Origin of the sequence: Streptomyces sp. NA02950 (assembly GCF_013364155.1) — a bacterium.
GTDB lineage: Bacteria > Actinomycetota > Actinomycetes > Streptomycetales > Streptomycetaceae > Streptomyces.
Window position 1 is genome coordinate 757,080 of record NZ_CP054916.1, and the last position, 20,435, is coordinate 777,514.

Here is a 20,435-nt window from a genome sequence, read left to right on the forward strand (position 1 = left end):
GGCTCCTGACGCGTTTTTCTAGCGCCGCTAGATTCCAATGCGATGCTAGACGTGCATCGCTCGAATGTCTAGCGATGCTAGAATCGAGTCATGTCGGTACAGGAGCGCAAGGCGCGCGAGCGGGCCCAACGCCACCAGCTGATCGTCGCGGCGGCCCGTGAACTCGCGGAGTCCCAGGGCTGGGACGCGGTGACCACACGTCGGCTGGCGGAGCGCATCGAGTACAGCCAGCCGGTGCTCTACAGCCACTTCCGCGGCAAACGCGAGATCGTCGGAGCCGTGGCCCTGGAGGGGTTCACCGAGCTGACGGCCGCGATGCGGCACGCGGTGGCCGACGGTCCGGCCGGGCGGGCGGCGGTGGCCGCGCTCGCGGGCGCCTACGTCGACTTCGCCGAGCGCAACCCCGCGCTCTACGACGCGATGTTCCTCCTCGAAACCGGACTCCCCTTCGCCGACGACACCACGCCCGCACCGCTGCGCGAGGCGTTCGGGACACTGCTGGACACCCTCGGCGACATCGCGGGCGACGCCGCACCCGCCCTGTTCGTCGAGGTCTTCTGGTCCGCCTTGCACGGCCTGGTCGCGCTCACCCGCTCGGGCCGGCTCCCCCGGGGCGACGCCTCGCGACGGCTCGACCTCCTGGTGGACCGGTTCTCGGGCCGCTGACCCAGCGCGGCCTGCACCGGCGACGGCCCGGAGGCCACACGCATCCACCCCCAGGCCGCCAGGGCGGCGCCATGACCAGGGTCGGCGTCATGGCCGGGATCGGGGGCACCCGGGGAGACCGCAGCCAGAAGCAGAGCGGGAGAGGAGCCGGTGATGACGAGTCTTCCCACCGGATACGCGCCGTCGTCCTACTGGATGGCGTCGGCGCCCGGACCGTCGTACCCAACCCTGGAGCCCGGCTGGGAGGGCACCGCTCCGGATGTCGAGGTCGCCGTGGTCGGCGGCGGCATCGCGGGCATCTGCACGGCCTGGGAGCTGGCCCGCGCCGGACGCCGGGTGGCCCTGGTGGAGTCGGACCGGCTGGCCGCCGGGGCCACCGGGCACACCACGGCCAAGCTCTCCGCCCTCCAGGGCCTGGCGTACCAGGACATCCGGGGCGCACGAGGCGAGGAGGCGGCCCGGCTCTACGCCGCCTCACAGGCCGACGCCGTGGACCGGGTGCGGCAGGTGACCGCCGAGCTGGGGATCGACTGCGATCTTGAGGAGTGCCCCGCCTTCACCTATGCCGAAGGCGAGGACACCATGGAGAAGGTGCGGGCCGAGGCGGAAACCGCCTCGGCGGCCGGTCTGGACGCTTCGTTCACCACGGAGACCGATCTGCCCTTCCCGGTGGCGGGAGCGGTTCGGGTGGCGGCACAGGCGCAGTTCCACCCCCGGAAGTACCTGCTGGCGCTGGTGGAGGATCTCATCGCGCGGGGAGGTCTGGTCTTCGAGCACTCCCGGGTGGTGAACCTCAGCGAGGGCCACCCGTGCCGCCTGACCACCGAGCGCGGAGCACGGTTGCGGGCCCGCGACGTGGTGGTGGCGACGGCCTACCCGATCTTCGACCGGGCTCTGCTCTTTCCCCGTCTGGAAGTGAAGCGGGAGCTGGTCGTCGCCGCCGTGCTCCCCTCCGACCGCGCCCCGCGCGGCATGTATCTCACGCCCGAGGACGGCACCCGCTCGGTACGCACCGCGCCCTACCGGGACGGGCAGCGGTTGCTCATCGTCACCGGGGAGAAGTTCACCCCCGGCGTCGGTGATGTCGAGCGGCGCTGTGCGCGGCTGATCGACTGGACACAGGACCGTTTCCGCGGCGCCGAACCCGCCTTCCGCTGGGCGGCCCAGGACAACTGGACCACCGATCACGTGCCCTATGTGGGGCCACTGCACCCCGCCTCCCGCCATGCCTTCGTGGCCACCGGGTTCGCCGGATGGGGTATGACCGGTGGCGTACTCACCGGCAGACTGCTGGCCGCGAGGCTCACCGGAGGTCCCCTGCCGTGGGAGGGGCTGTACGATCCGCGCCGGCTGCACCCGGTGCGCGAGGCCCCGGCACTGTTGAGGGTCCAGGCCACCGTGGCGCGCCACTTCATCGGTGACCGGCTGTCCGGGGACGGCGCCGACGCGATACGGAACATCCCGCCGGGTGGCGGGGCGGTCGTCCGCCTCGGCGGGCGACAGCGGGCCGTACACCGCGACGACGAGGGCGAGTTGCACACGCTGACCGCCCGCTGCACACACCTGGGCTGCCTGGTGCGCTTCAACAACGCCGAGCGGAGCTGGGAATGCCCGTGCCACGGCTCGCGGTTCGCCATCGACGGCAGTGTGCTTCAGGGCCCGGCGGTTCGTCCGCTGAAGCGGATCGAGGACGACGAGGGCGGAGCACGGGACACCGGGCGTGGTCGGCAATGATCCGCCCCGGCCGGTTCGCCCGCCCGGCCACGGTCCCGTCCGACCCAATACTCAGCGTGACAACTCGAGCCGCTCAGTCAGATACGCAGACCAGAAGCACCATAACTCGCCATCTCACCTGAAACTCCCAAATGAGACATACTCGAAGACAGGGTCACTCTTCAGTGCCGACCGCACTCGAAGCGCGTCCGGAGTCTGCGGACGGCGGATCCAGAAAGCACGACGAAGACGCGGAGGAAGAGGAAGACAAGGACGAGGCACCGCGGCGACGTTCACGCCGCTGACGGGAGCCGCCCCTGGAACAGGTGAGCGTGGTGACCGTAGCAAGCCAGCAGAGCCAGTATCTGGACCGGTCCGGCTCCGGCAGCAGCCTGGTCGACGTGGTCGACCTGATCCTGGACAAGGGCCTGGTCATCGATGTGTACGTCCGTGTGTCCCTGGTGGGGATCGAGCTGCTGACCATCGATGCCCGCGTCGTGGTCGCCAGTGTCGACACCTACCTGCGCTTCGCGGAGGCGACGAACCGCCTCGACCTCGCCCGCAGCGGCACCGAGACCCATGGCCTGCCCGGTCTGATGGACGAGTTGCGCGAGGGCGGCAGCCAGAAGAAGACCAAGGGTGCGCTGGAAGGCGTCAAGGAAACGGTCTCCGATCTGCTCCACGACGACGAGGACGACGAGGCCGGCGGAGACGAGGACGAGGAAAGCGCCGAAAAGACGGAACGGCCCCGGCGCAAGCGGAGTTCCACGACCCACAGGGAGCGCGAGCGGTGATGGCGGGTAACGGACGTGCCTGTTATGTCTACGGTGTCGTGACGGACGACCGCGCCGACGACGTCGTCAAGGATCTGCCCGCGGTCGGCGACCCGGATACCGCGGTGACGCTGGTACGCCAGGGTGGACAGGCCGCCGTGGTCAGCGAAGTGCCCACCGACAAACCACTGGGCACCCCGGACGATCTGCGGGCACACGCCCGGGTGCTGGACGCCCTGGCCGCCGACGCCTCGCCCGTGCTTCCGTTCCGTTTCGGCACCGTGGTACGCGATACCGAAGCGGTCACCGGCGAGTTGCTGTCCGAGGGGCATGACGACTTCGACCGAGCGCTCGAACGGCTGCGGGGCCGCTCGCAGTTCACCCTGCGGGCCAGCTATGCGCAGGACGCGGTGTTGCGTGAGGTGCTGGAGGAACAGCCGGAGGTCAGACGACTGAGGGAGGAACTCCAGGGACTCCCCGAGGAGGCGGGCTACAACGAGCGGATCCAGCTCGGACAGCTGGTCATGGACAGCATCGCCGCCAAGCGGGAGGTGGACGCGCTGGAAGTGGACCGTCGGCTGGGGCCGTTGGCGCTGGCGTCGGCCGCGTCGGAACCGTCGTCCGCCGAAGGACTCGTCAACGCCGCCTTCCTGGTCGACGACGCACGGCGGGCGGAGTTCGAACACGCCGCGGAGGAGCTGGCCCTCCACTGGCGCGACCGGGTCCAGCTCCGGCTGCTCGGGCCGCTGGCCCCGTATGACTTCGTGGCCGACGCGCTCAGCGAGGCCGAGGAACCCGAGCCCGTCACCGACACAGGCGGTTAGCCATGGGACTGTTCACCGGACTGGTCACCCTGCCGCTCGCACCGGTGCGGGGTGTCGCCTGGATCGCCGAGCAGATCCGCGAGGAAGCCCGTCGGCAGCTCTACGACCCCGCTGTCATCCAGCAGCGCCTCGAGGAGGTCGCACGGGCGCGGGACAGCGGTGAACTCGGCGAGGAGGAGGCGGCCGAGCTGGAGACCGAGCTGGTCCGCCGGCTGATGTCCGGCGGCCCGCCCAGCGGGGGCATGGAGGGCTGAGCCGTGCCCCGGGAGCAACGGCGCGCACGCGGGGAACACGGTCGCGAGCGGGAACACACCCATGAGCACGACCGGGAGCCGGACCGCGAACGGGCGCAGGAGCGCGGCCGCAAACCGGCCCCGGACCGGGACCGGGACCGGGACCGAGAGCGGAAGCGGACACGGCCCGGCGGGCGGCGGAACCACGGCCTCAGCGCCCGTGAAGCGGCCCTGAGCGCCGCGCGCCAGGTGCGCGAGCTCACCGGGCGGGACCCGGAGGGGGTCACCTCGCTGGAGCGCCGGGAGGACGGCTGGGAGGTCGGCGTCGAGGTGGTGGAGACCCACCGCGTACCGGACTCCACCGACATCCTCGCCGAATACCGCGTCGAGGTGGACGACGACGGCGAACTCCGCTCCTACCGGCGCCACCACCGCCACTACCGGGGCAGGTCGGAGGAGCGGACATGAGCCAGGGCTCCGACTGGAACGTACCGTCCCGGCGCATGGAGAGCTCGCGTGAACCGGTCCGCCGCGGCACCGAGCCGTCCAGCCTCGCCGACATCCTGGAACGGGTGCTGGACAAGGGCATCGTCATCGCCGGGGACATCCAGATCAATCTGCTGGACATCGAACTGCTGACGATCAAGATCCGGCTGCTGGTCGCGTCCGTGGACCGGGCCAAGGAGATGGGCATCGACTGGTGGGAGCACGACCCGACCCTCTCCTCCGGTGCCCGGGACGTCCTGGAGGAGAACGAACGACTGCGGCGGCGCGTCGGCGAACTGGAATCCGGCCGCGATACGGACCAGGAGGACGAACGGTGAACGGGCCCCAGGCCACCTGGCTCTACGCGGTGACCACCGCGCCGGCTGACGGCGGCCCGCCGAAGGCGCTCACCGGTGTGGCCGGTGTGGCGGGTGAACCGGTGCGCCTGGTCGTGGGCTCGGGACTGGCGGCCGTCGTCGGCTCCGTACCGCTCAGCGACTTCGACGAGGAGGCGTTGCGCGACCACCTGGAGGATCTGCGGTGGCTGGAGCGGGCTGCCCGGGCACACCACTACGTGATCAACGAGGCGGCGCGCCATGGGCAGGTGGTCCCGCTGCGCTTCGCCACGCTCTACCACGACGACGAGCGTGTCCGGGCCATGCTCGAGGAGCGCCGGGAAGACCTCACGGACACCCTCTCCCGGGTGACCGGCCGGACCGAATGGGGGGTCAAGGCGTATGCCGACCCCCGTGCCTTCGTACCCGGTCCGGCCGAGCCCACGGGCGGTGGCGACCGGCCCGGAACCGCCTATCTGATGCGCCGCCGCGCCCAGCGGCAGGAGCGCGAGACCGCGCAGGACCGCGCCACCGAACGGGCGGCGGAGATCCACACGGCACTCGCCGCGCTGGCGGTGGCGACGGCCGCGCATCCACCGCAGGACACGGCGCTGGCCGCCTACGAGGGGTGGATGGTGCTCAACAACTCGTATCTGGTGCCCGACACCGCCACGGACGGGTTCACCGCCACCGTGGGCGCCCTCCGGGAGCGCTACCCGGACATCAGCCTGGAGCTCAGCGGCCCGTGGCCGCCGTACTCGTTCACCGCACCGCCGGAGGGGTCGCCATGACACACGCGGTCGAGCGCCGGGAAGTGGCGCTGGTGGACCTCCTGGACCGGGTACTGGCCGGAGGCGTGGTGATCGCCGGGGAGATCACCCTGACCATCGCCGATGTGGACCTGGTGCGGATCTCCCTGCGCGCGCTGATCGCCTCGGTACGGGCGGAGAACCAGGACGACGACGATGGCCACTGACCGCACCCCCGCCCCGGACGACCGTCCCGACCTCACCGGCCGCCCCGCCCGGCCCGGCCCTTCGGCAGCGGACGGCGAACGTCATGTGTCCCGGCGGGTCGAGGTGGACGAGGAGTCGGTGCGCCAGAGTCTGGCCGGGCTGGTGCTCACCATCGTGGAGCTGCTGCGCCAGCTGATGGAGCGGCAGGCGCTGCGCCGAATCGACCAGGGCGGTCTCAGCGACGAGCAGATCGAGAAGCTGGGGCTGACCCTGATGGCGCTGGAGGAGAACATGACCGAACTGCGCGAGCGCTTCGGCCTGACCGAAGAGGACCTGAACCTCGACCTCGGCCCGCTGGGCCCCCTCCTGCCCCGTGACTAGCGCCGACAGAGAAGAGCTGGTGGTCATCCATGCCCAACGCCTTTGAACGCCCCCGTCGCATCACCGTCGATCCCGATGGCCCGCTGGTGGTCGAGGGCCCGGTGGAGGTGGTCGACGAGAGCGGCACCGTCGTCTCCCGCCGGTTCGCCGCCACGATCTGCACCTGCCACCGCAGCGGTATCCCCCCCTGGTGCGACACCAGCCACCGCGCCCGGACACCACGGACCGGAGGGGGCTGCCACCCCCGGCTCGTGCGGGGACGGGAAGGGGAAGGCCGACGGGAAGGTGAGGGACGGATGACGGCCGTCCCGGAACCCGGTGCGCCGGCTCAGGGCCCGGAGCTGCCACCGCCACGCGGCCCTGTGTCGGCGGCCCTCGTGCCGTGGCTCCGGACGGGGGCGGGCGCCCTTCCCACGGGTGAGCAGGCGAAGCGTGCGAACCCCTACGGCGAGGATGCCCAGCTCGCCCTGTACCTGTTGTACGAGCTCCACTACCAGGGTTTTCGCACGGTGGACGACAGCCTGGAATGGGATCCCGCCCTGTTGTCGCTGCGCCGTTCCCTGGAGGAGTCCTTCCTCCGCGCCCTGCGCGCGGATGTCCGCGCGAGCGGCCCGGAAGAGGCCATGGAGTCGCTGCTCACCGAGCCCGCCGGGGACAGCGGCAGCAGCGTCAGCCGCTATCTGCAACGCCGAGGGCGGTTGTGGCAGTTGCGGGAGTACGCGGCGCTGCGGTCGCTGTACCACCTCAAGGAGGCCGACCCGCACGCCTGGGTCATTCCGCGGCTCCGTGGCCGCGCGAAGGCCGGAATGGTGGCCGTGGAGTTCGACGAATTCGGTGGCGGCCGCGCCGAGGACATCCATTCCCGGCTGTTCGCCGATCTGATGGACGATCTGGGTCTGGAGACCGCGTACGGCCATTACGTGGACTGCGCACCGGCGGAGGTGTTCGCCACGGTCAATCTGATGTCGCTGCTGGGGCTGCACCGGGCGCTGCGCGGCGCGTTGGTCGGCCACTTCGCCGCGGTGGAAGTCACCTCCTCCCCCGCGTCCCGGCGGCTTGCCCAGGCGATGCGACGCAACGGGGCGGGCCCCGCCGCGGAGCGGTACTACGACGAACACGTCGAGGCGGACGCGGTGCACGAGCAGGTCGTACGCCGAGATGTGATCGGCGGCCTGCTGCGGGACGAGCCCGGGTTGGCGCCGGACGTGGCGTTCGGCATCGAAGCCACGGGTTTCCTCGAAGACCGGCTGGGCGCGTGTCTTCTGGGAGCGTGGCGGGACGGCCGCAGCGCACTGCGGGCCCCGCTGCGCCTCCGTACGGCGCCATCACGCGCCTGACCCCGGGCCCGTCCCGGTCGGTGGCTCCCTCTCAGTCGGCGTGGGTCCCCTCCACCAGGACCCGCACGGTGCGCAGTCCGGGATCGGACGCGTCCGGCAGGTTCATCCCCGCTTCCACCCCCGTGCGCAGGTAGTCCAGGACCGGCTGCTTCAGCGACTCACCGGGCGGCACGGCCGGGATACCGGCGGGTACGGCGAGATCATCTCCGCGGCCACCCGGCCCGCCGCGCGCTCCAGGGGTACGTCCTCGACGGTGCCGAAGCGCGCGTCCCGCGGGAGGCGGGTCTGTTCCATCCGCAACTCGGCCGGGCTGGGCACGGCCACTTCCGGTGCGGGGCGCAGTTCCGGGGCATTGCGGGCGAGGTCGCGCAGCGCCGCCAACAACGCGCAGGTTGTCGTGCTGTCGTCGGCGTGGGTCAGCTGGGTGCTGATCCGCCGGTGGTCGGCCAGGTGGGCGTCGACGTGATGGTGTTCCCGGAGCCAGTCGGCCGCCCGGTGGCCGCTGATGGCCAGGCTGGTCAGGTCGATGACGACCGGCTGCCGCAGGTGGAGAAGAAGGTCTGCGCGGCGCGGACCGCGTCCGCCATCAGGTCCTCCGCCCGCTCCACCCCGCGCCCCGATTTCAGCCGGTCATCAAGGCCTCCGAACGCGAGGACATCGGCTCGGAACACCTGGTCGCCCAGGACTTCGCGGACCTCCGGATCGATGGCCCGGGACTGGTTGTGACCGGGTGGTGTGAAGGGGAGGGACCCGCGCTCGTGGTAGCGGGCCAGTGCCCCCAGGACGGGAGCCGCGTTGTGATCCATCCGCCACGGGTGCCCACCGCCGGGTACGGGAAACGGCTGACGGCCCCCGACGGGGCCGAGCGGCGGGACCCGTGCGGCGCAACTGGCGTTGACACCGATGTGATCCAGGATTTCCATGGAAGGGGTGCGACGCAGCCTCACCGCGCGACCACCAGGGCCCGGCAACCCCCGAGCCGCCGTGGCCGCGGCGAGGTGTTCGGGCAGCGCGCACGACGCCTGATTCGGGTCGGCGCCGCGACGGACGAGCAACGCAGCGGATCACGACGGGAGGCAGCCACCCATGAACGTCGGGAAGAAGATGGCCCACAAGGCCGAGGAACTCAAGGGTCAGGCCCAGAAGGTGATCGGGCGGGCCACCGGAAACCGCCGGCTCCGGAGCGAGGGCCACGGCCACCAGGCCAAGGGCGGCGCGAAGCAGGTGGGAGAGAAGATCAAGGATGTCTTCCGGCACTGAGCCGGCGTTCGGCCCACCGCCCCGAGCCGTGTAGGGGCCCGGAGCAAGGGCCTCGGAGCCTCGTCGCGGAAGAGGTGCGGATACACGGGTCCCACCGATGATGGCCGGAACGGCGGAGCTCGCGGAGGCGGAGGTCGGTGCGATGGCGTCTGGCGGCGACGGCCGGCCGTGCTCACCCTGCTGGGTCGATCTCACCACCCCCGACCTGCGCACGACGCAGGAGTTCTACGGCGCTGTCCTCGGATGGACATGGCGCCCCAGTGAAGCGGGCGGGGGATTCCGGGTTGCCCTGAGCGGTGGGGACCCCGTGGCCAGCGTCGGGGAGGCGGCGTCCGGACTGCGTGCCGCCGCCCACTGGACACCGTTCTTCGCCACCGGTGGCGCGGATGCCATCGCGGCGCGGATTCACGAGCGCGGTGGAACGGTCGGGGTCGGTCCGCTGCCCTTCGGTACGGGCCGGGTCGCACTGGCCTCGGACCCGCACGGGGCGGTCTTCGGCTTCTGGGAGGACGCGGTGTTCCCCGGCTGGCCGCCGGGCCGGGACAGCTCGCCCGCCTGGCTGGAGCTGCGCACCCGCGACGCCTTCGCCGCCGCGTTGTTCTACGGCGAGGTCTTCGGCTGGACCACGGAGGGCAGCACCTGCTCGGTGGAGTACGAGGACGAGGAGGTGGTCGTGTGGCAGGCGGGCCGCAAGGCCGCCGCCATCCGCGGTGGCGCGGTGGAAGCGGCGCCCGACCCTCGGGTGCGGCCCCGGTGGTGCGTGCACTTCCACGTGGCCGATGTGGATGCGGCGGTGGCCGCTGCCCGCGCGGCAGGCGGCACCGTGGACGTCGCCCCGGCCGCGTCCTCCTCCTCCGGCACCGGACGCGAGGCGGCCCTTCGTGACCCCATCGGCGGCCGGTTCGGCGTGACCGCCGGATGACCGGCATACGGCACCGGTGTCGGTATGGCGTTTGCCCAGATAGGCCGTAGGGCACCCGGAGCCTGCCAGCTGTCCGGGGAGGAGGAAGGACACCCAGGAGACGGTGCGTCTCGCCGAGGCCCTAGCGTGAGCGGTTCCGTGCCGACGGGCGGCTCGTGCGCGAGTGGCGGCGCAGCCAGACGGCGGGGACGAACCAGCAGATGGCGAACCACAGCAGTGCCGCGGCCACCAGCCAGAAGGCCGTTCCGTCGGACACCACGACGCGAAGGATCAGCAGCAGCGCCGACGTCACGGTGCAGAGGAGCAGCACGAGCCCGGCCAGTGTGAAACGGGACGCCCAGGCCACCGTCTCCGGCTTGAGACGGCGCCCGGCGACGATCCGGTGCAGGGAGACCGGGGCGATCAGTGCCCCGGTCGCCGCAGCGCCCAGGAGAACCGTCACGACATAGATGGCCCGGTCCGCGCTGCCCAGGTCCGTGAAGCGCGGTGTGAAGGCGACCGTGAGCAGGAACGCGAAGAGGATCTGCACACCGGTCTGGGTCACCCTCACCTCTTGCAGCAGCTCCGCCCACTTGCGGTCGGCCCGCTCCTCCGCTGACTCGCTGCGGCCGGTCGTGGGCCGGTGGTCGTCGTTCCGCATCGGCAGCCCTCCTTCTCCGTCCGCGTCTTCCCGGCGCGGCCGGATGGTGAAACCGCGATCCGGGCCCGGCACGCCGGTGCCCCCGTGCGGTGGCCGGTCGAGCGATCAGCAGTGCCGACAAAGAGGGAAAATGGTGAGTATGACCAAGAAGAAGCCTGAACCGGAGAGGATCCCCGATCCGGATCCCTACCGCACTCCTGGACTCGAGCCAGGAGGAGGTGTGCCCCCGGGCGAGACTCCCCCCGCGGAGGGGAGTACACCTGACGCGGGCCCGCAGGAGACGTACAACCCGACGAAGGGCTGGAGCACGGGCCCCGTCATCGTCATCCTGGTGCTGGTGGCGTTCTTCGTCGCTTTCTGCGTCGCCTACGCGATCACGGTGTGACGAGCCGGGACGCCGCGACAGGGCGGCGACCGTCGCGTCAGCGGCGGCCGAGCGCCTTGGCCAGCTGCTCCTTGTTCATATGGGAACGGCCCTCGATACCCCGCTGCTTCGCCTCGTTGTACAGCTGGTCACGGGTGGGGCCCTTCGCACCGCTGTGGGAGCGCTTCCCGCCCCGCTCCGGGGCGGATTTCGGGTCACGGACGGAGGTCTTGCCGGCGGTCTTGGCCTCGCCCGTACGGGCACGTTCCTTGTTGACGGTGCGGGCGGCGATCTCCTTGGCCCGGGGGGTGGGAGTACCGCGCTCTTCCTGGCCCTTCTTGATGTGCTCGTACTGCCGTTCCCGCTTGGGCCCGGATCCAGCAGGCATCGTGCATCCCCTCTTCCACGTCCGGGTGCCGCCGTCCTCCACCTGGCGGCACGACTGCCAACTCCGTCTTCAACCTTAGGACGGGTTCGCCGAGGAGGAACGCTCCGGTAAGCGAAAGGGGCAACCGGGGCGCGCAGGCCCGTGCCCGCGCCGCTCGTCCTGCGATGGCATGACTGGGACCAGGATTCCTGGGAAACCCGGGACGTGCGCGTTGCGCGGTGTCCGAGCCCGGGGGCATGTGTAGATCTTGGTACCGGCCCCGCCCTCCCCCGCATGCCTTGACGAGAGGAAGAACCTGTGTCGCTGAAAGTATCCGACTACATCCTCCAGCGCCTGCGCGAGTGGGGGGTGGAGCATGTCTTCGCCTACGCGGGCGATGGCATCAACGGTCTGCTCGCCGCCTGGGGCCGGGCCGGCAACACACCACAGTTCATCCAGTCCCGGCACGAGGAGATGTCCGCCTTCGAAGCCGTCGGCTACGCCAAGTTCTCCGGCCGCGTCGGCGTCTGCGCGGCAACCTCCGGACCCGGCGCCATCCACCTGCTCAACGGCCTGTACGACGCCAAACTCGACCACGTACCAGTCGTGGCGATCGTGGGCCAGACCAACCGCAGCGCCATGGGCGGCTCCTACCAGCAGGAAGTCGACCTGCTGAGCCTCTACAAGGACGTCGCCGCCGACTTCTGCGAAATGGTCACCGTCCCCCAACAACTCCCCAACGTCATCGACCGGGCCATGCGCACCGCCCACGCCAAACGCACCGTCACCGCCGTCATCGTCCCCGCCGACGTACAAGAACTCACCTACTCACCACCGACACACGCCTTCAAAATGGTGCCCTCCAGCCTCGGCGTGTCCTCCTACGCCCCCGTCCCCGACACCACCGACCTCGACCGCGCCGCCGCAGTGCTCAACGCCGGAGAGAAAGTGGCCCTCCTCATCGGCCAGGGCGCACGCGGAGCACGGCCCCAAGTCGAAGAACTCGCCGACGTCCTCGGCGCCGGAGTGGCCAAAGCACTCCTGGGCAAGGACGCATACCCCGATGACCTGCCCCACGTCACCGGCGCCATCGGCCTGCTGGGCACCCGCCCCTCCTACGAAATGATGCAGGACTGCGACACCCTGCTCGTCATCGGCTCCAGCTTCCCCTACACCCAGTTCCTGCCCGAACTCGACCAGGCCCGGGCCGTACAGATCGACATCGACCCCTTCATGCTCGGCCTGCGCTACCCCTTCGAAGTCAACCTCGTCGGCGACGCCCGCGAAACCCTCAAAGCCCTGCTCCCCAAACTCAAGCGCAAAAAGCACGGATCCTGGCGCAAGAAGATCGAGAAGAACACCGCCCGCTGGTGGAAGGTCATGGAACGACGCGCCGCCGTGGACGCCGATCCGATCAACCCCGAATACGTCGTCCACACACTCGACGCCCTGCTCCCCCACGATGTGATCCTGGCCGCCGACTCCGGCTCCGCCGCGAACTGGTACGCACGCCACCTCCGTATCCGCGCAACCATGCGCGGATCGCTCTCCGGAACACTCGCCACCATGGGACCGGGCGTGCCCTACGTCATCGGGGCCAAATTCGCCCACCCCGACCGGCCCGCGCTGGCACTCGTGGGCGACGGGGCCATGCAGATGAACGGCATGGCCGAACTCATCACCGCCGCCAAATACTGGAACCAGTGGCAAGACCCCCGCCTGATCGTCGCGGTCCTCAACAACCAGGACCTCAACCAGGTCACCTGGGAAATGCGCGCGATGTCCGGCGCTCCACAGTTCCTGCCCTCCCAGGCCCTGCCCGACGTCCCCTACGCCGACTTCGCCCGCTCCATCGGTCTGGAGGGCGTGCGGGTGGAGACACCGGAGGCAGTGGAGTCCGCCTGGCACAAAGCCCTCGGCGCCGACCGCCCCTTCGTCATCGACTTCCGCACCGACCCCGCCGTGCCCCCCATCCCCCCACACGCCACCCTCGACCAGATCGAAGCCGCCGCCTCAGCCATCATCCAAGGCGACACCGACCGCACGGACATGGTCCGGCAAGGCGTCAAAGCCAAGATCCAGGAATTCCTCCCCGGCAAAAGCCACCGCCAGGAACGGAAGGACTGACGACCCGCTCGCCCGGAGCTCCACCGCGCCGGGGCGCGCTGGGGCGTCGTCTGCACCCCGCTCACCCGCCCCCGCCGGACCGCCTCCCGTACTTCGCCGTGTAGGAACGGGCGATCTCCAACTGCTCCCGTTCCATCCATGGGGCCGCCACCAGCACGCTGGGCAGCGATTCGCGCTCCGTGGTCACCGCGCGGAACAGCCGGGAGACGGTCACGTCGTGGGCCGGCCGGTGGATGACTTCGATCGGATCGCCGACACCGATCTCGCCCGCTTCGATGACGCGCAGCATGGCCCCGGAGGCGGCCTTTCGAGTGAAGCGCCGCAGCCAGCCTTTCTCTCCGAGCCAACCCGCGAAGGTGCGGCAGGGGATACGGCCGCCGGTCACCTCCAGCACGACCTCGGGGCCTATGTGCCAGCGTTCGCCGACCAGCGCTTCGCGCAAGTCGATGCCGAGGGTGGTGAGGTTCTCGCCGAAAGCACCGTTGGCCAGCGGGCGCCCCAGTTCGTCCTCCCAGCCGTCCAGGTCCTCGCGCGCGAAGGCGTAGACGGCCCGGTCGTCGCCGCCGTGGGAGCGCAGGTCGCACACCGCGTCCCCGGCCACACCGCTCGCTCCGACCCCCGGGCGGCCCGGCGGGCTCACCCGGACCGGCCCTTCGACCGGCTGCTTGTCGATGCCCGTCATACCGGAAGGAGCGTCGGTGAAGGCCACGGGCTTGGCCGACCCGACGTTCACACTGAGGATCTTCATGGTGGCGTCATTCGGTGGAGAGGACTCGGCGGAGTCCTCCGACGTCGGAGTCGGGGAGGGCGCGGGCGATATCGGCTTGGGCACCGACGCTGGGGGTCACAGTGAGTTCACCGTTCCTCTCGTTGAGTCGGCAGATCCACTCGCGGCTGTCGAGCACCCGGATCCACCGGTGGAGCTTCACGGGTTCCCTCTCCCCGCCGACCGCAAAACACCCCGGGGTGGATACCCTCCCCGGGCGGCTACCGCGCTCCGGGGATCCGGCCGGTGGTGACGATGAGGCGGGCGACCTCCCGGAGCTTGATGTTCTGGTCCTGGGAGCTCTTCTTCAGCACCTCGAACGCCTGGTCCTCCGAGACCTTGAACCGTTCCATGACGATGCCGAGCGCCTCTCCGATCTCGTTGCGGGTCTCCATCGCGGTGTGCAGCTGGGCGGTGCTGCGCGCGCTGGAGAGGGCGACCGCCGCGTGGGAAGCGAGGATCCAGCCGGTGTTCTCGCAGCGGGTGGTGAACACGCCAGGCCGCGAGGAGTACAGGTCCAGCGCCCCCAGCGTGCCCTCCTCCGTGAACAGCAGGAAGCCCATCATGCTGCCGATCCCCAACTCCCGGGCACGAGGGGCATAGCGGGGCCAGCGCGGTTCATCCCGGGTCAGGTCCTCGATGCGGTACGCCTCCTGCAGCGTGCGGGCCGCGTCGAAACAAGGGCCCTCCCCCGCGTCCTGCTGAGCCTGGTCGGAGCTGTGCACCAGATCGCTGCTGGCCGCCAGCGTCCGTACGCGCTCCCGGTTCTCCAGCACCAGCACGCCCGCGTTCTCACACCCCTCGACCAGGTTTACCGCATGCCGGACGATCTCATCGAGAGTGCTCTGCACCGAGCTCTGCGCCAGCAGCGTCCGCGACATCTCCGCCACCGCCACCGCAAGCTCTTCCCAACTGCGCTGCTCTCCCATGGCACCTCTTCCGCTCTGGTCTCCTCCGCCACCGTTCGCAGCGGGTATCAGCCTTCCACACGCGGTGCGTGACGCGAGATCACCGGCGTCCTGAACCAGCCGTTCAGCCAGGGTCGACCGGGCATCGGCGGAGCGGCGAAGAAACAGAGCGATGTCACCTGCCACGACCGGTGAGGTAGTCCCGGGCCCGATCCACCAGACCCAGTCCCGGAGCGAGCAGCTTGTTGGGTTGTGGAGTACTCGGTAGTGAGGGGTGCGGGCGGGTGGGAGCGGACTTCTTCGCCTCTCGGATCTTTGTCCCCAGGCTTTCGAGGACGAAGGGGTGGACGCCCGTGCGGAGCTGGATGAACACATGGTTCTCCTCGTCGTCCACGTGCGCCCTCACCTCGGTCCTCAGCTTCACCATCAGCCGGTCGAAGTGCAGGTCGTCGGGGGCACGGCCCTCCAGGTCCTTGAGGAGCTGTTCGATACGGCCGTGTTCGGCGCTCTCCCGGTCGGCCAGGGCGTCGCCACCCTCGAGGTGTTCGCGCACCGCCGGACAGAGATGCTGTTCCTCGGCTACTGAGTGCCGCACTAGCTCGCCCGTGGCCGACGGCACCGCCATCGGGGTGAGACACGTTCGCACCGGCCGGGGCCATGGAGGCCGGGAGGCCGGCCGCCGCGTGTCCCGTGGTGGCCGGAGCATGGACGTGGCCGGGTGGCGGTGGGGACCGCACCGACGGAGCATGGGTACCGGGGTGGGGAGCGCGACGCCCGTTTCCTCCCCGCCTACCGAGGGAACCCGGTGGCGCCACAGTCACATCCTGGAGGTGCCATGACTCTCTCTCGTCGTAGCCCGGTGGCCCGTGCCTGGCGGCGCTGGAGGCGCCCGCGCGACCTGCGCGTGCGGCGGAACCCGGTGGATGTCGAGACCACCAACCGGCGGTTTCTGATGTACGGGGTGCTGCCGCTGTGGTTCGTACCGGCCGTGGCGGACTGGATGATGCACCGCCGCACCCGTATCGAGCACACCTCCGGCACACGCGAATCAGCGCTGCACGCACTGATGATGACCGAAGCCGGGATCCCGGTCGCGATGGGTCTGCTGGCGCGGATCAACCCTCTGGTGCTCTCGGTCATGGGAGGGGCCGCCGTCGTTCACGGCGCCACCGCCCTGTGGGACGTCAGCCTGGCCACCGGCGAACGCGAGATCCGGCCACTGGAACAGCACATCCACAGCTTCCTGGAGGTCCTGCCGCTGTCGGCGCTGGCATTCACCTCCTGTCTGCACTGGGACCAGGTCAGCGGTGTCCTGCACGGCGGCGAGAAGCCCGAGGACTGGAAGCTGCTGCCCAAGGAGAACCCGCTCCCCGCCCGCTATCTGGCGGGGATCGGGCTGGGCATCGGGGTCTGCGTGGCCCTGCCGTACGCCGAGGAGATGATGCGCTGTGTCAGGGCGGGCAGGGTGCGGGCGGCGGGGTGACCGCCCCTCACAACGCACGCAGCGCGGGCAGCAGATCCTTCCGGGCCCAGTCCAGGAAGGGGAGCTGGTCGGTGCCACCGACCTGGACCAGGGCCACGTCGGTGAAGCCCGCGTCCACATAGGCCCGTACGGCTTCGACGAACGACGCGATGTCGTCACCGCACGGAATGGACTCGGCGACGTCCTCGGGCCGGACGAAGGAGGTGGCGGCCTCGAACGAGGTCGGGCCGGGCAGCTCGGCGTTCACCTTCCAGCCCCCGCCGAACCAGCGGAACTGCTCGTGCGCCCGCTTGACCGCCGCGTCACGGTTCCGGTCGAAGCAGACCGGCAGCTGTCCGATACGGGGCTTGCCCGCGCCGCCGTGGCGGTCGAAGGCGGTCAGCAGCCGGGAGTCGGGTTCCGTGGCGATCAGCAGATCGGCGAGCTCTCCCGCCAAACGGCACGACTGCTCGCCGGAGACCGCCAGACCGATCGGCGGCGGGTCGTCGGGGAGGTCCCAGAGCTTGGCCGACTCGACGTCGAAGTGGTCACCCCGGTGGTTGACGTAACCGCCCTCGAAGAGCCTGCGGATGATCGTGACCGCCTCGGCGAGCATGTCCTGCCGGATGTCGGCGCTGGGCCAGCCACCGCCGACGATGTGCTCATTGAGGTTCTCGCCGGATCCCAGGCCGAGCCGGAAGCGTCCCTCCGCCAGCAGCTGCACGGTGGCCGCCTTCTGGGCGACGAGGGCGGGGTGGTAGCGGGTCGTCGGGCAGGTCACGTACGTCATCAGCGGGATGTGCGAGGTGGCCTGTGCTGCCGCCCCCAGGACACTCCACGCGTACGGGGAGTGTCCCTGCGAAGCCAGCCACGGCGAGTAGTGGTCGGAGGTGACGGAGAAGTCGAAGCCGACCTCCTCGGCCCGCACCACATGCTCCACGAGGTCACGGGGACCGGCCTGCTCGGTCATCATGGTGTATCCGAATCGCGCCATGCCGGGCGGGTTACCGTGCCGGCTCGAGGGAAACCGGGGGAAACCGCCGGCGCCCCGGGCACAGCGCCCCGGGCGCCGTCGGCGGTGTGCGTCAGCGGGTTTCCGTCACCTTCGCCAGTGCGCGCGGCGCGTCCGGGTCCTGGCCGCGGGCGATGGTGATCTCGTAGGCCAGCAGCTGGAGCGGAATGATCTCCAGGATCGGCTGGACCTCCTCGGCCACGTCGGCCGTCGGCAGGACGAAGCCCGCGGACGCCTGCCGCACCTGGCGCTCGCCGCCGATGACGACCAGGTCGGCGCCCCGGCCGCGCAGTCGGTCCAGCACCGGCTGGAGCGCCTCGCCACCCCTTCCCTCGGGGACGATCGCGATCACCGGTGAGACGTTGTCGACCATCGCCAGCGGGCCGTGCAGCAGATCCGCGCCGGAGAAGGACAGCGCGGGGATGTAGCTGGTCTCCATCAGCTTCAGCGCCGCTTCCTTAGCGGTCGGGTAGCCGTAGCCGCGTGAGGTGAGCACCAGCCGCTCGGCGAAACGGTAACGCGCCGCCAGGGTCGTGACCTCCGGCTGCCGCGCGAGGATCCGCTCGGCCAGCTCCGGGAGCGCCTTGGCCGCGGAGCCGTCGCCACCGCGCAGTCCCTCGACGAACAGGAAGAGCGCCAGCAGTTCCGCGGTGTAGGTCTTGGTGGCGGGCAGCGCCTTCTCCGGTCCGGCCAGCACGTCGAAGTGGAACTCGGAGACCCCGGCGAGCGGGGAGCCCGCGTTGTTGGTGATGGCCAGGGTGATCGCACCGGCCTCCCGTGCGGTGCGGGTGGAGGCCACCAGGTCGGGCGAGCCGCCCGACTGGCTCACGGTGATGACCAGCACATCGGTCAGGTCCGGACGGGCCCCGTACGCGGTCGTGGTGGACATCGAGGTCAGTCCGGCGGGCTTGCCCAGCAGGACCTCGATCAGGTACTTCGCGTAGAGCGCGGCGTTGTCGGAGGTGCCGCGGGCGGTCAGCAGGACGAAGCGCGGATCGCGCGCGGCGATGGCATCCGCGATCTGACGGATCCTCGGGGCGCCCTCGTGGAGGATGCGGCGCAACACCTCGGGCTGCTGGGCCATTTCACGGGCCATGGTCCGGCCCGGTCGGGTCTCGGGCCGGGCGTCGGGCTGGGCGTCGGGCCGGGGCGGACGCGGGGTGGTCATGGGGTGGCTCTCCTGGTGGTGTGGTTGCGGCGGTTTCTCCTCGCGTTCGCCCGTCGTCTACTCGCCTTCACCCGACAGCACCGCCTGCGCGGCCTGTCGTGCCTCGGCGGCCGTGTCCGCGGCCCGGGCGGCCGCCGCGGCGCGCCGGCACTGCTCCAGGGTGGCGGTGGCCAGCGTGGCTCGCACGTAGGGGATGGCTGGGGCGCCCATGGAGAGGCTGGTGACGCCGAGGCCGGTGAGTACGCAGGCGAGGAGGGGGTCGGAGGCGGCTTCGCCGCAGACGCCGCAGCTTTTGCCTTCGGCCTGGGCGGCTTCGGCGGAGGCGGCGACGAGGTCGAGCAGTGCGGGTTGCCAGGGGTCCTGGAGTCGTGAGACGGCGCCGACCTGGCGGTCGGCGGCGAAGGTGTACTGGGCGAGGTCGTTGGTGCCCAGGGAGAGGAATTCGACTTCCTGGAGGAGGGAGCGTGCCCGCAGTGCGGCGGAGGGGATCTCGACCATCGCGCCGAACTTGGCCTGGAGTCCGGCTTCCCGGCAGGCGTCGGCGAAGGCCCTGGCGTCGAGTCGGTCGGCCACCATGGGGGCCATCACCTCGAGGTAGACGGGGAGGCCTTCGGCTGCCTTGGCCAGGGCGGTGAGCTGGGTGCGCAGGATGTCGGGGTGGTCCAGCAGGGTGCGCAGGCCGCGTACGCCGAGTGCGGGGTTGGGTTCATCGGCGGGGGTGAGGAAGTCCAGCGGTTTGTCGGCGCCGGCGTCCAGGACGCGTACGACCACCCGGCCTTCGGGGAATGCCTCGAGGACCTGGCGGTATGCCTCGGTCTGCTTCTCCTCCGAGGGTGCTTTGGTGCTGTCGTCGAGGAAGAGGAACTCGGTGCGGAACAGGCCGACGCCTTCGGCGCCCGCCTCGACCGCGGCCGGAACATCGGCCGGACCGCCCACGTTCGCCAGCAGCGGCACCTTGTGCCCGTCCGACGTCGCACCCGGACCGGACACCGACGCGAGTGCCGCGGTACGCTCCGCCGCCGCCCGCTCCAGTTCGGCGCGCTCGTCCGCGCTCGGCCCGACCACCACCTCACCGGTGCTGCCGTCCACCGCGACGTCAACGCCGTCGGCGAGCCCGGCGGCTTCCGGCAGCGCCACGACGGCCGGAACGCCCAGGGCACGCGCGAGGATCGCGCTGTGGCTGGTCGGGCCGCCCTCCTCGGTGACAAAACCCAGCACCAGCGTCGGGTCGAGCAGCGCGGTGTCCGCGGGGGCCAGATCCCGCGCGATCAGCACATACGGCTCATCGCTGTCCGGCACCCCCGGCATCGGCACACCCAACAGCCGCGCCACGATCCGGTTCCGCACATCGTCGAGATCGGCCACCCGCCCCGCCAGATACTCCCCGGCCCCGGCCAGCAGCGCCCGGTACGCCGCGAACGCGTCGTAGACCGCGCGCCCGGCCGTGCTTCCGGCGACGATCCGACGGTCGACGTCGGCCATCAGCTCCGGATCCCGCGCCATCATGGCCTGCGCCTCGAGCACGGCCTGCGCCTCGCCGCCCGCGAGATTGCCGCGCGCGATCAGATCGGCGGACACGGCCTCGACCGCCTGTCGCGCCCGGCCCTGCTCGCGGGGTGCCTCCCCCTCGGCGATCCGCGCGGCCGGGGGTTCCAGCACCGCCGTGCCCATACGGCGTACCTCGCCGATCGCCACCCCGTGGCTCACCCCGACACCTCGCAGCGTTGTTCCCATC

The 20,435-nt window shown here is 70.8% G+C and carries 25 protein-coding genes and 2 pseudogenes; 17 read left to right on the forward strand and 10 right to left on the reverse strand.

Going from position 1 to position 20,435, the window contains the following annotated elements; translation table 11 throughout:
- The first annotated feature begins 90 nt into the window (after positions 1 to 90).
- The 12 genes and pseudogenes from HUT19_RS03015 (at position 91) to HUT19_RS03070 (ending at position 7,704) form a co-directional block, all read left to right on the forward strand.
- A complete protein-coding gene (locus tag HUT19_RS03015) occupies positions 91 to 666 on the forward strand; it encodes a TetR/AcrR family transcriptional regulator (protein ID WP_176178931.1) in 576 nt (191 codons plus the stop codon).
- Positions 667 to 819: 153 nt separating this feature from the next.
- Positions 820 to 2,400: an FAD-dependent oxidoreductase gene (locus tag HUT19_RS03020; protein ID WP_176178932.1), complete on the forward strand. Its 1,581-nt coding sequence runs from the start codon at positions 820 to 822 to the stop codon at positions 2,398 to 2,400.
- 314 nt (positions 2,401 to 2,714) lie between these two features.
- The gene (gene gvpJ, locus HUT19_RS03025; RefSeq protein WP_176178933.1) at positions 2,715 to 3,173 is read left to right on the forward strand and encodes a gas vesicle protein GvpJ; all 459 of its coding nucleotides are present in this window, start codon (positions 2,715 to 2,717) and stop codon (positions 3,171 to 3,173) included.
- A complete protein-coding gene (locus tag HUT19_RS03030) occupies positions 3,173 to 3,976 on the forward strand; it encodes a GvpL/GvpF family gas vesicle protein (RefSeq protein ID WP_176178934.1) in 804 nt (267 codons plus the stop codon). The genes gvpJ and HUT19_RS03030 overlap by 1 nt, the downstream gene beginning before the upstream one ends.
- A gap of 2 nt (positions 3,977 to 3,978) precedes the next feature.
- On the forward strand, positions 3,979 to 4,230 hold the full coding sequence (gene ccmI, locus HUT19_RS03035; RefSeq protein WP_176178935.1) for a c-type cytochrome biogenesis protein CcmI: 252 nt from the start codon (positions 3,979 to 3,981) through the stop codon (positions 4,228 to 4,230).
- 3 nt (positions 4,231 to 4,233) lie between these two features.
- The gene (gvpO, locus tag HUT19_RS03040) at positions 4,234 to 4,677 is read left to right on the forward strand and encodes a gas vesicle protein GvpO (RefSeq protein ID WP_176178936.1); all 444 of its coding nucleotides are present in this window, start codon (positions 4,234 to 4,236) and stop codon (positions 4,675 to 4,677) included.
- Between the two features lie 35 nt (positions 4,678 to 4,712).
- Positions 4,713 to 5,033 carry a gas vesicle protein gene (locus HUT19_RS03045; protein WP_176186411.1) on the forward strand — a complete coding sequence of 107 codons (321 nt, stop codon included), beginning with the start codon at positions 4,713 to 4,715 and terminating at the stop codon, positions 5,031 to 5,033.
- Positions 5,030 to 5,821, forward strand: a complete 792-nt coding sequence (locus tag HUT19_RS03050; protein WP_176178937.1) for a GvpL/GvpF family gas vesicle protein — start codon at positions 5,030 to 5,032, stop codon at positions 5,819 to 5,821. The genes HUT19_RS03045 and HUT19_RS03050 overlap by 4 nt, the downstream gene beginning before the upstream one ends.
- Positions 5,818 to 6,006 (forward strand): gas vesicle protein, encoded by a 189-nt coding sequence (locus HUT19_RS03055; RefSeq protein ID WP_176178938.1) that lies wholly within the window; start codon positions 5,818 to 5,820, stop codon positions 6,004 to 6,006. The genes HUT19_RS03050 and HUT19_RS03055 overlap by 4 nt, the downstream gene beginning before the upstream one ends.
- Positions 5,996 to 6,367 (forward strand): gas vesicle protein K, encoded by a 372-nt coding sequence (locus HUT19_RS03060; protein ID WP_254885409.1) that lies wholly within the window; start codon positions 5,996 to 5,998, stop codon positions 6,365 to 6,367. Before HUT19_RS03055 ends, HUT19_RS03060 begins: the two co-directional genes overlap by 11 nt.
- 29 nt (positions 6,368 to 6,396) lie before the next feature.
- Positions 6,397 to 6,564 (forward strand): annotated as a pseudogene (locus HUT19_RS42750) (CDGSH iron-sulfur domain-containing protein); the annotation flags it as partial.
- A gap of 99 nt (positions 6,565 to 6,663) precedes the next feature.
- A complete protein-coding gene (locus tag HUT19_RS03070; RefSeq protein ID WP_176186415.1) occupies positions 6,664 to 7,704 on the forward strand; it encodes an iron-containing redox enzyme family protein in 1,041 nt (346 codons plus the stop codon).
- Positions 7,705 to 7,735: 31 nt separating this feature from the next.
- Here HUT19_RS03070 and HUT19_RS03075 read toward each other — a convergent pair.
- Positions 7,736 to 8,510, reverse strand: a pseudogene (locus tag HUT19_RS03075) (hypothetical protein).
- 280 nt (positions 8,511 to 8,790) lie between these two features.
- Between HUT19_RS03075 and HUT19_RS03080 the strand changes: the two are divergent.
- A complete protein-coding gene (locus HUT19_RS03080; protein ID WP_176178939.1) occupies positions 8,791 to 8,964 on the forward strand; it encodes a CsbD family protein in 174 nt (57 codons plus the stop codon).
- Between the two features lie 97 nt (positions 8,965 to 9,061).
- Positions 9,062 to 9,886: a VOC family protein gene (locus HUT19_RS03085; protein ID WP_368661678.1), complete on the forward strand. Its 825-nt coding sequence runs from the start codon at positions 9,062 to 9,064 to the stop codon at positions 9,884 to 9,886.
- 121 nt (positions 9,887 to 10,007) lie between these two features.
- Here the strand turns inward: HUT19_RS03085 and HUT19_RS03090 are convergent, their stop codons facing one another.
- Positions 10,008 to 10,526 carry a DUF6328 family protein gene (locus HUT19_RS03090; protein ID WP_176178940.1) on the reverse strand — a complete coding sequence of 173 codons (519 nt, stop codon included), beginning with the start codon at positions 10,524 to 10,526 and terminating at the stop codon, positions 10,008 to 10,010.
- A gap of 139 nt (positions 10,527 to 10,665) precedes the next feature.
- Here HUT19_RS03090 and HUT19_RS03095 point away from each other — a divergent pair, with 139 nt between their 5' ends.
- Positions 10,666 to 10,911, forward strand: coding sequence for a DUF6480 family protein (locus HUT19_RS03095; RefSeq protein WP_176178941.1), 246 nt, complete (start codon positions 10,666 to 10,668; stop codon positions 10,909 to 10,911).
- A 37-nt stretch (positions 10,912 to 10,948) separates the two neighbouring features.
- Here the strand turns inward: HUT19_RS03095 and HUT19_RS03100 are convergent, their stop codons facing one another.
- On the reverse strand, positions 10,949 to 11,278 hold the full coding sequence (locus HUT19_RS03100; RefSeq protein ID WP_176178942.1) for a plasmid stabilization protein: 330 nt from the start codon (positions 11,276 to 11,278) through the stop codon (positions 10,949 to 10,951).
- 297 nt (positions 11,279 to 11,575) lie between these two features.
- On the opposite strand from HUT19_RS03100, the gene HUT19_RS03105 reads away from it, so the two are divergent.
- The gene (locus tag HUT19_RS03105; protein ID WP_254885375.1) at positions 11,576 to 13,384 is read left to right on the forward strand and encodes a thiamine pyrophosphate-requiring protein; all 1,809 of its coding nucleotides are present in this window, start codon (positions 11,576 to 11,578) and stop codon (positions 13,382 to 13,384) included.
- Between the two features lie 61 nt (positions 13,385 to 13,445).
- Here HUT19_RS03105 and HUT19_RS03110 read toward each other — a convergent pair whose 3' ends face one another.
- The 4 genes from HUT19_RS03110 to HUT19_RS03125 form a co-directional block, all read right to left on the reverse strand.
- Positions 13,446 to 14,132: an MOSC domain-containing protein gene (locus HUT19_RS03110; protein WP_176178943.1), complete on the reverse strand. Its 687-nt coding sequence runs from the start codon at positions 14,130 to 14,132 to the stop codon at positions 13,446 to 13,448.
- Between the two features lie 7 nt (positions 14,133 to 14,139).
- Positions 14,140 to 14,313, reverse strand: a complete 174-nt coding sequence (locus HUT19_RS03115) for a hypothetical protein (RefSeq protein WP_176178944.1) — start codon at positions 14,311 to 14,313, stop codon at positions 14,140 to 14,142.
- Between the two features lie 58 nt (positions 14,314 to 14,371).
- Positions 14,372 to 15,079: a GAF and ANTAR domain-containing protein gene (locus HUT19_RS03120; RefSeq protein ID WP_176178945.1), complete on the reverse strand. Its 708-nt coding sequence runs from the start codon at positions 15,077 to 15,079 to the stop codon at positions 14,372 to 14,374.
- Positions 15,080 to 15,233: 154 nt separating this feature from the next.
- Positions 15,234 to 15,806, reverse strand: coding sequence for a hemerythrin domain-containing protein (locus HUT19_RS03125; protein WP_368661679.1), 573 nt, complete (start codon positions 15,804 to 15,806; stop codon positions 15,234 to 15,236).
- Between the two features lie 87 nt (positions 15,807 to 15,893).
- On the opposite strand from HUT19_RS03125, the gene HUT19_RS03130 reads away from it, so the two are divergent.
- Positions 15,894 to 16,541 carry a diguanylate cyclase gene (locus tag HUT19_RS03130; protein ID WP_254885410.1) on the forward strand — a complete coding sequence of 216 codons (648 nt, stop codon included), beginning with the start codon at positions 15,894 to 15,896 and terminating at the stop codon, positions 16,539 to 16,541.
- Positions 16,542 to 16,548: 7 nt separating this feature from the next.
- On the opposite strand, the gene HUT19_RS03135 is transcribed toward HUT19_RS03130, so the two are convergent.
- The 3 genes from HUT19_RS03135 to ptsP all read right to left on the reverse strand — a co-directional run bounded on the left by HUT19_RS03135 (position 16,549) and on the right by ptsP (position 20,434).
- Positions 16,549 to 17,514: an LLM class F420-dependent oxidoreductase gene (locus HUT19_RS03135; RefSeq protein WP_176178947.1), complete on the reverse strand. Its 966-nt coding sequence runs from the start codon at positions 17,512 to 17,514 to the stop codon at positions 16,549 to 16,551.
- A 91-nt stretch (positions 17,515 to 17,605) separates the two neighbouring features.
- Entirely contained in the window at positions 17,606 to 18,700 is a 1,095-nt protein-coding gene (locus HUT19_RS03140; RefSeq protein ID WP_176178948.1) for an SIS domain-containing protein, read from the reverse strand.
- Between the two features lie 57 nt (positions 18,701 to 18,757).
- Positions 18,758 to 20,434 (reverse strand): phosphoenolpyruvate--protein phosphotransferase, encoded by a 1,677-nt coding sequence (gene ptsP / locus HUT19_RS03145; RefSeq protein ID WP_176178949.1) that lies wholly within the window; start codon positions 20,432 to 20,434, stop codon positions 18,758 to 18,760.
- Between the last annotated feature and the right edge of the window lies 1 nt (position 20,435).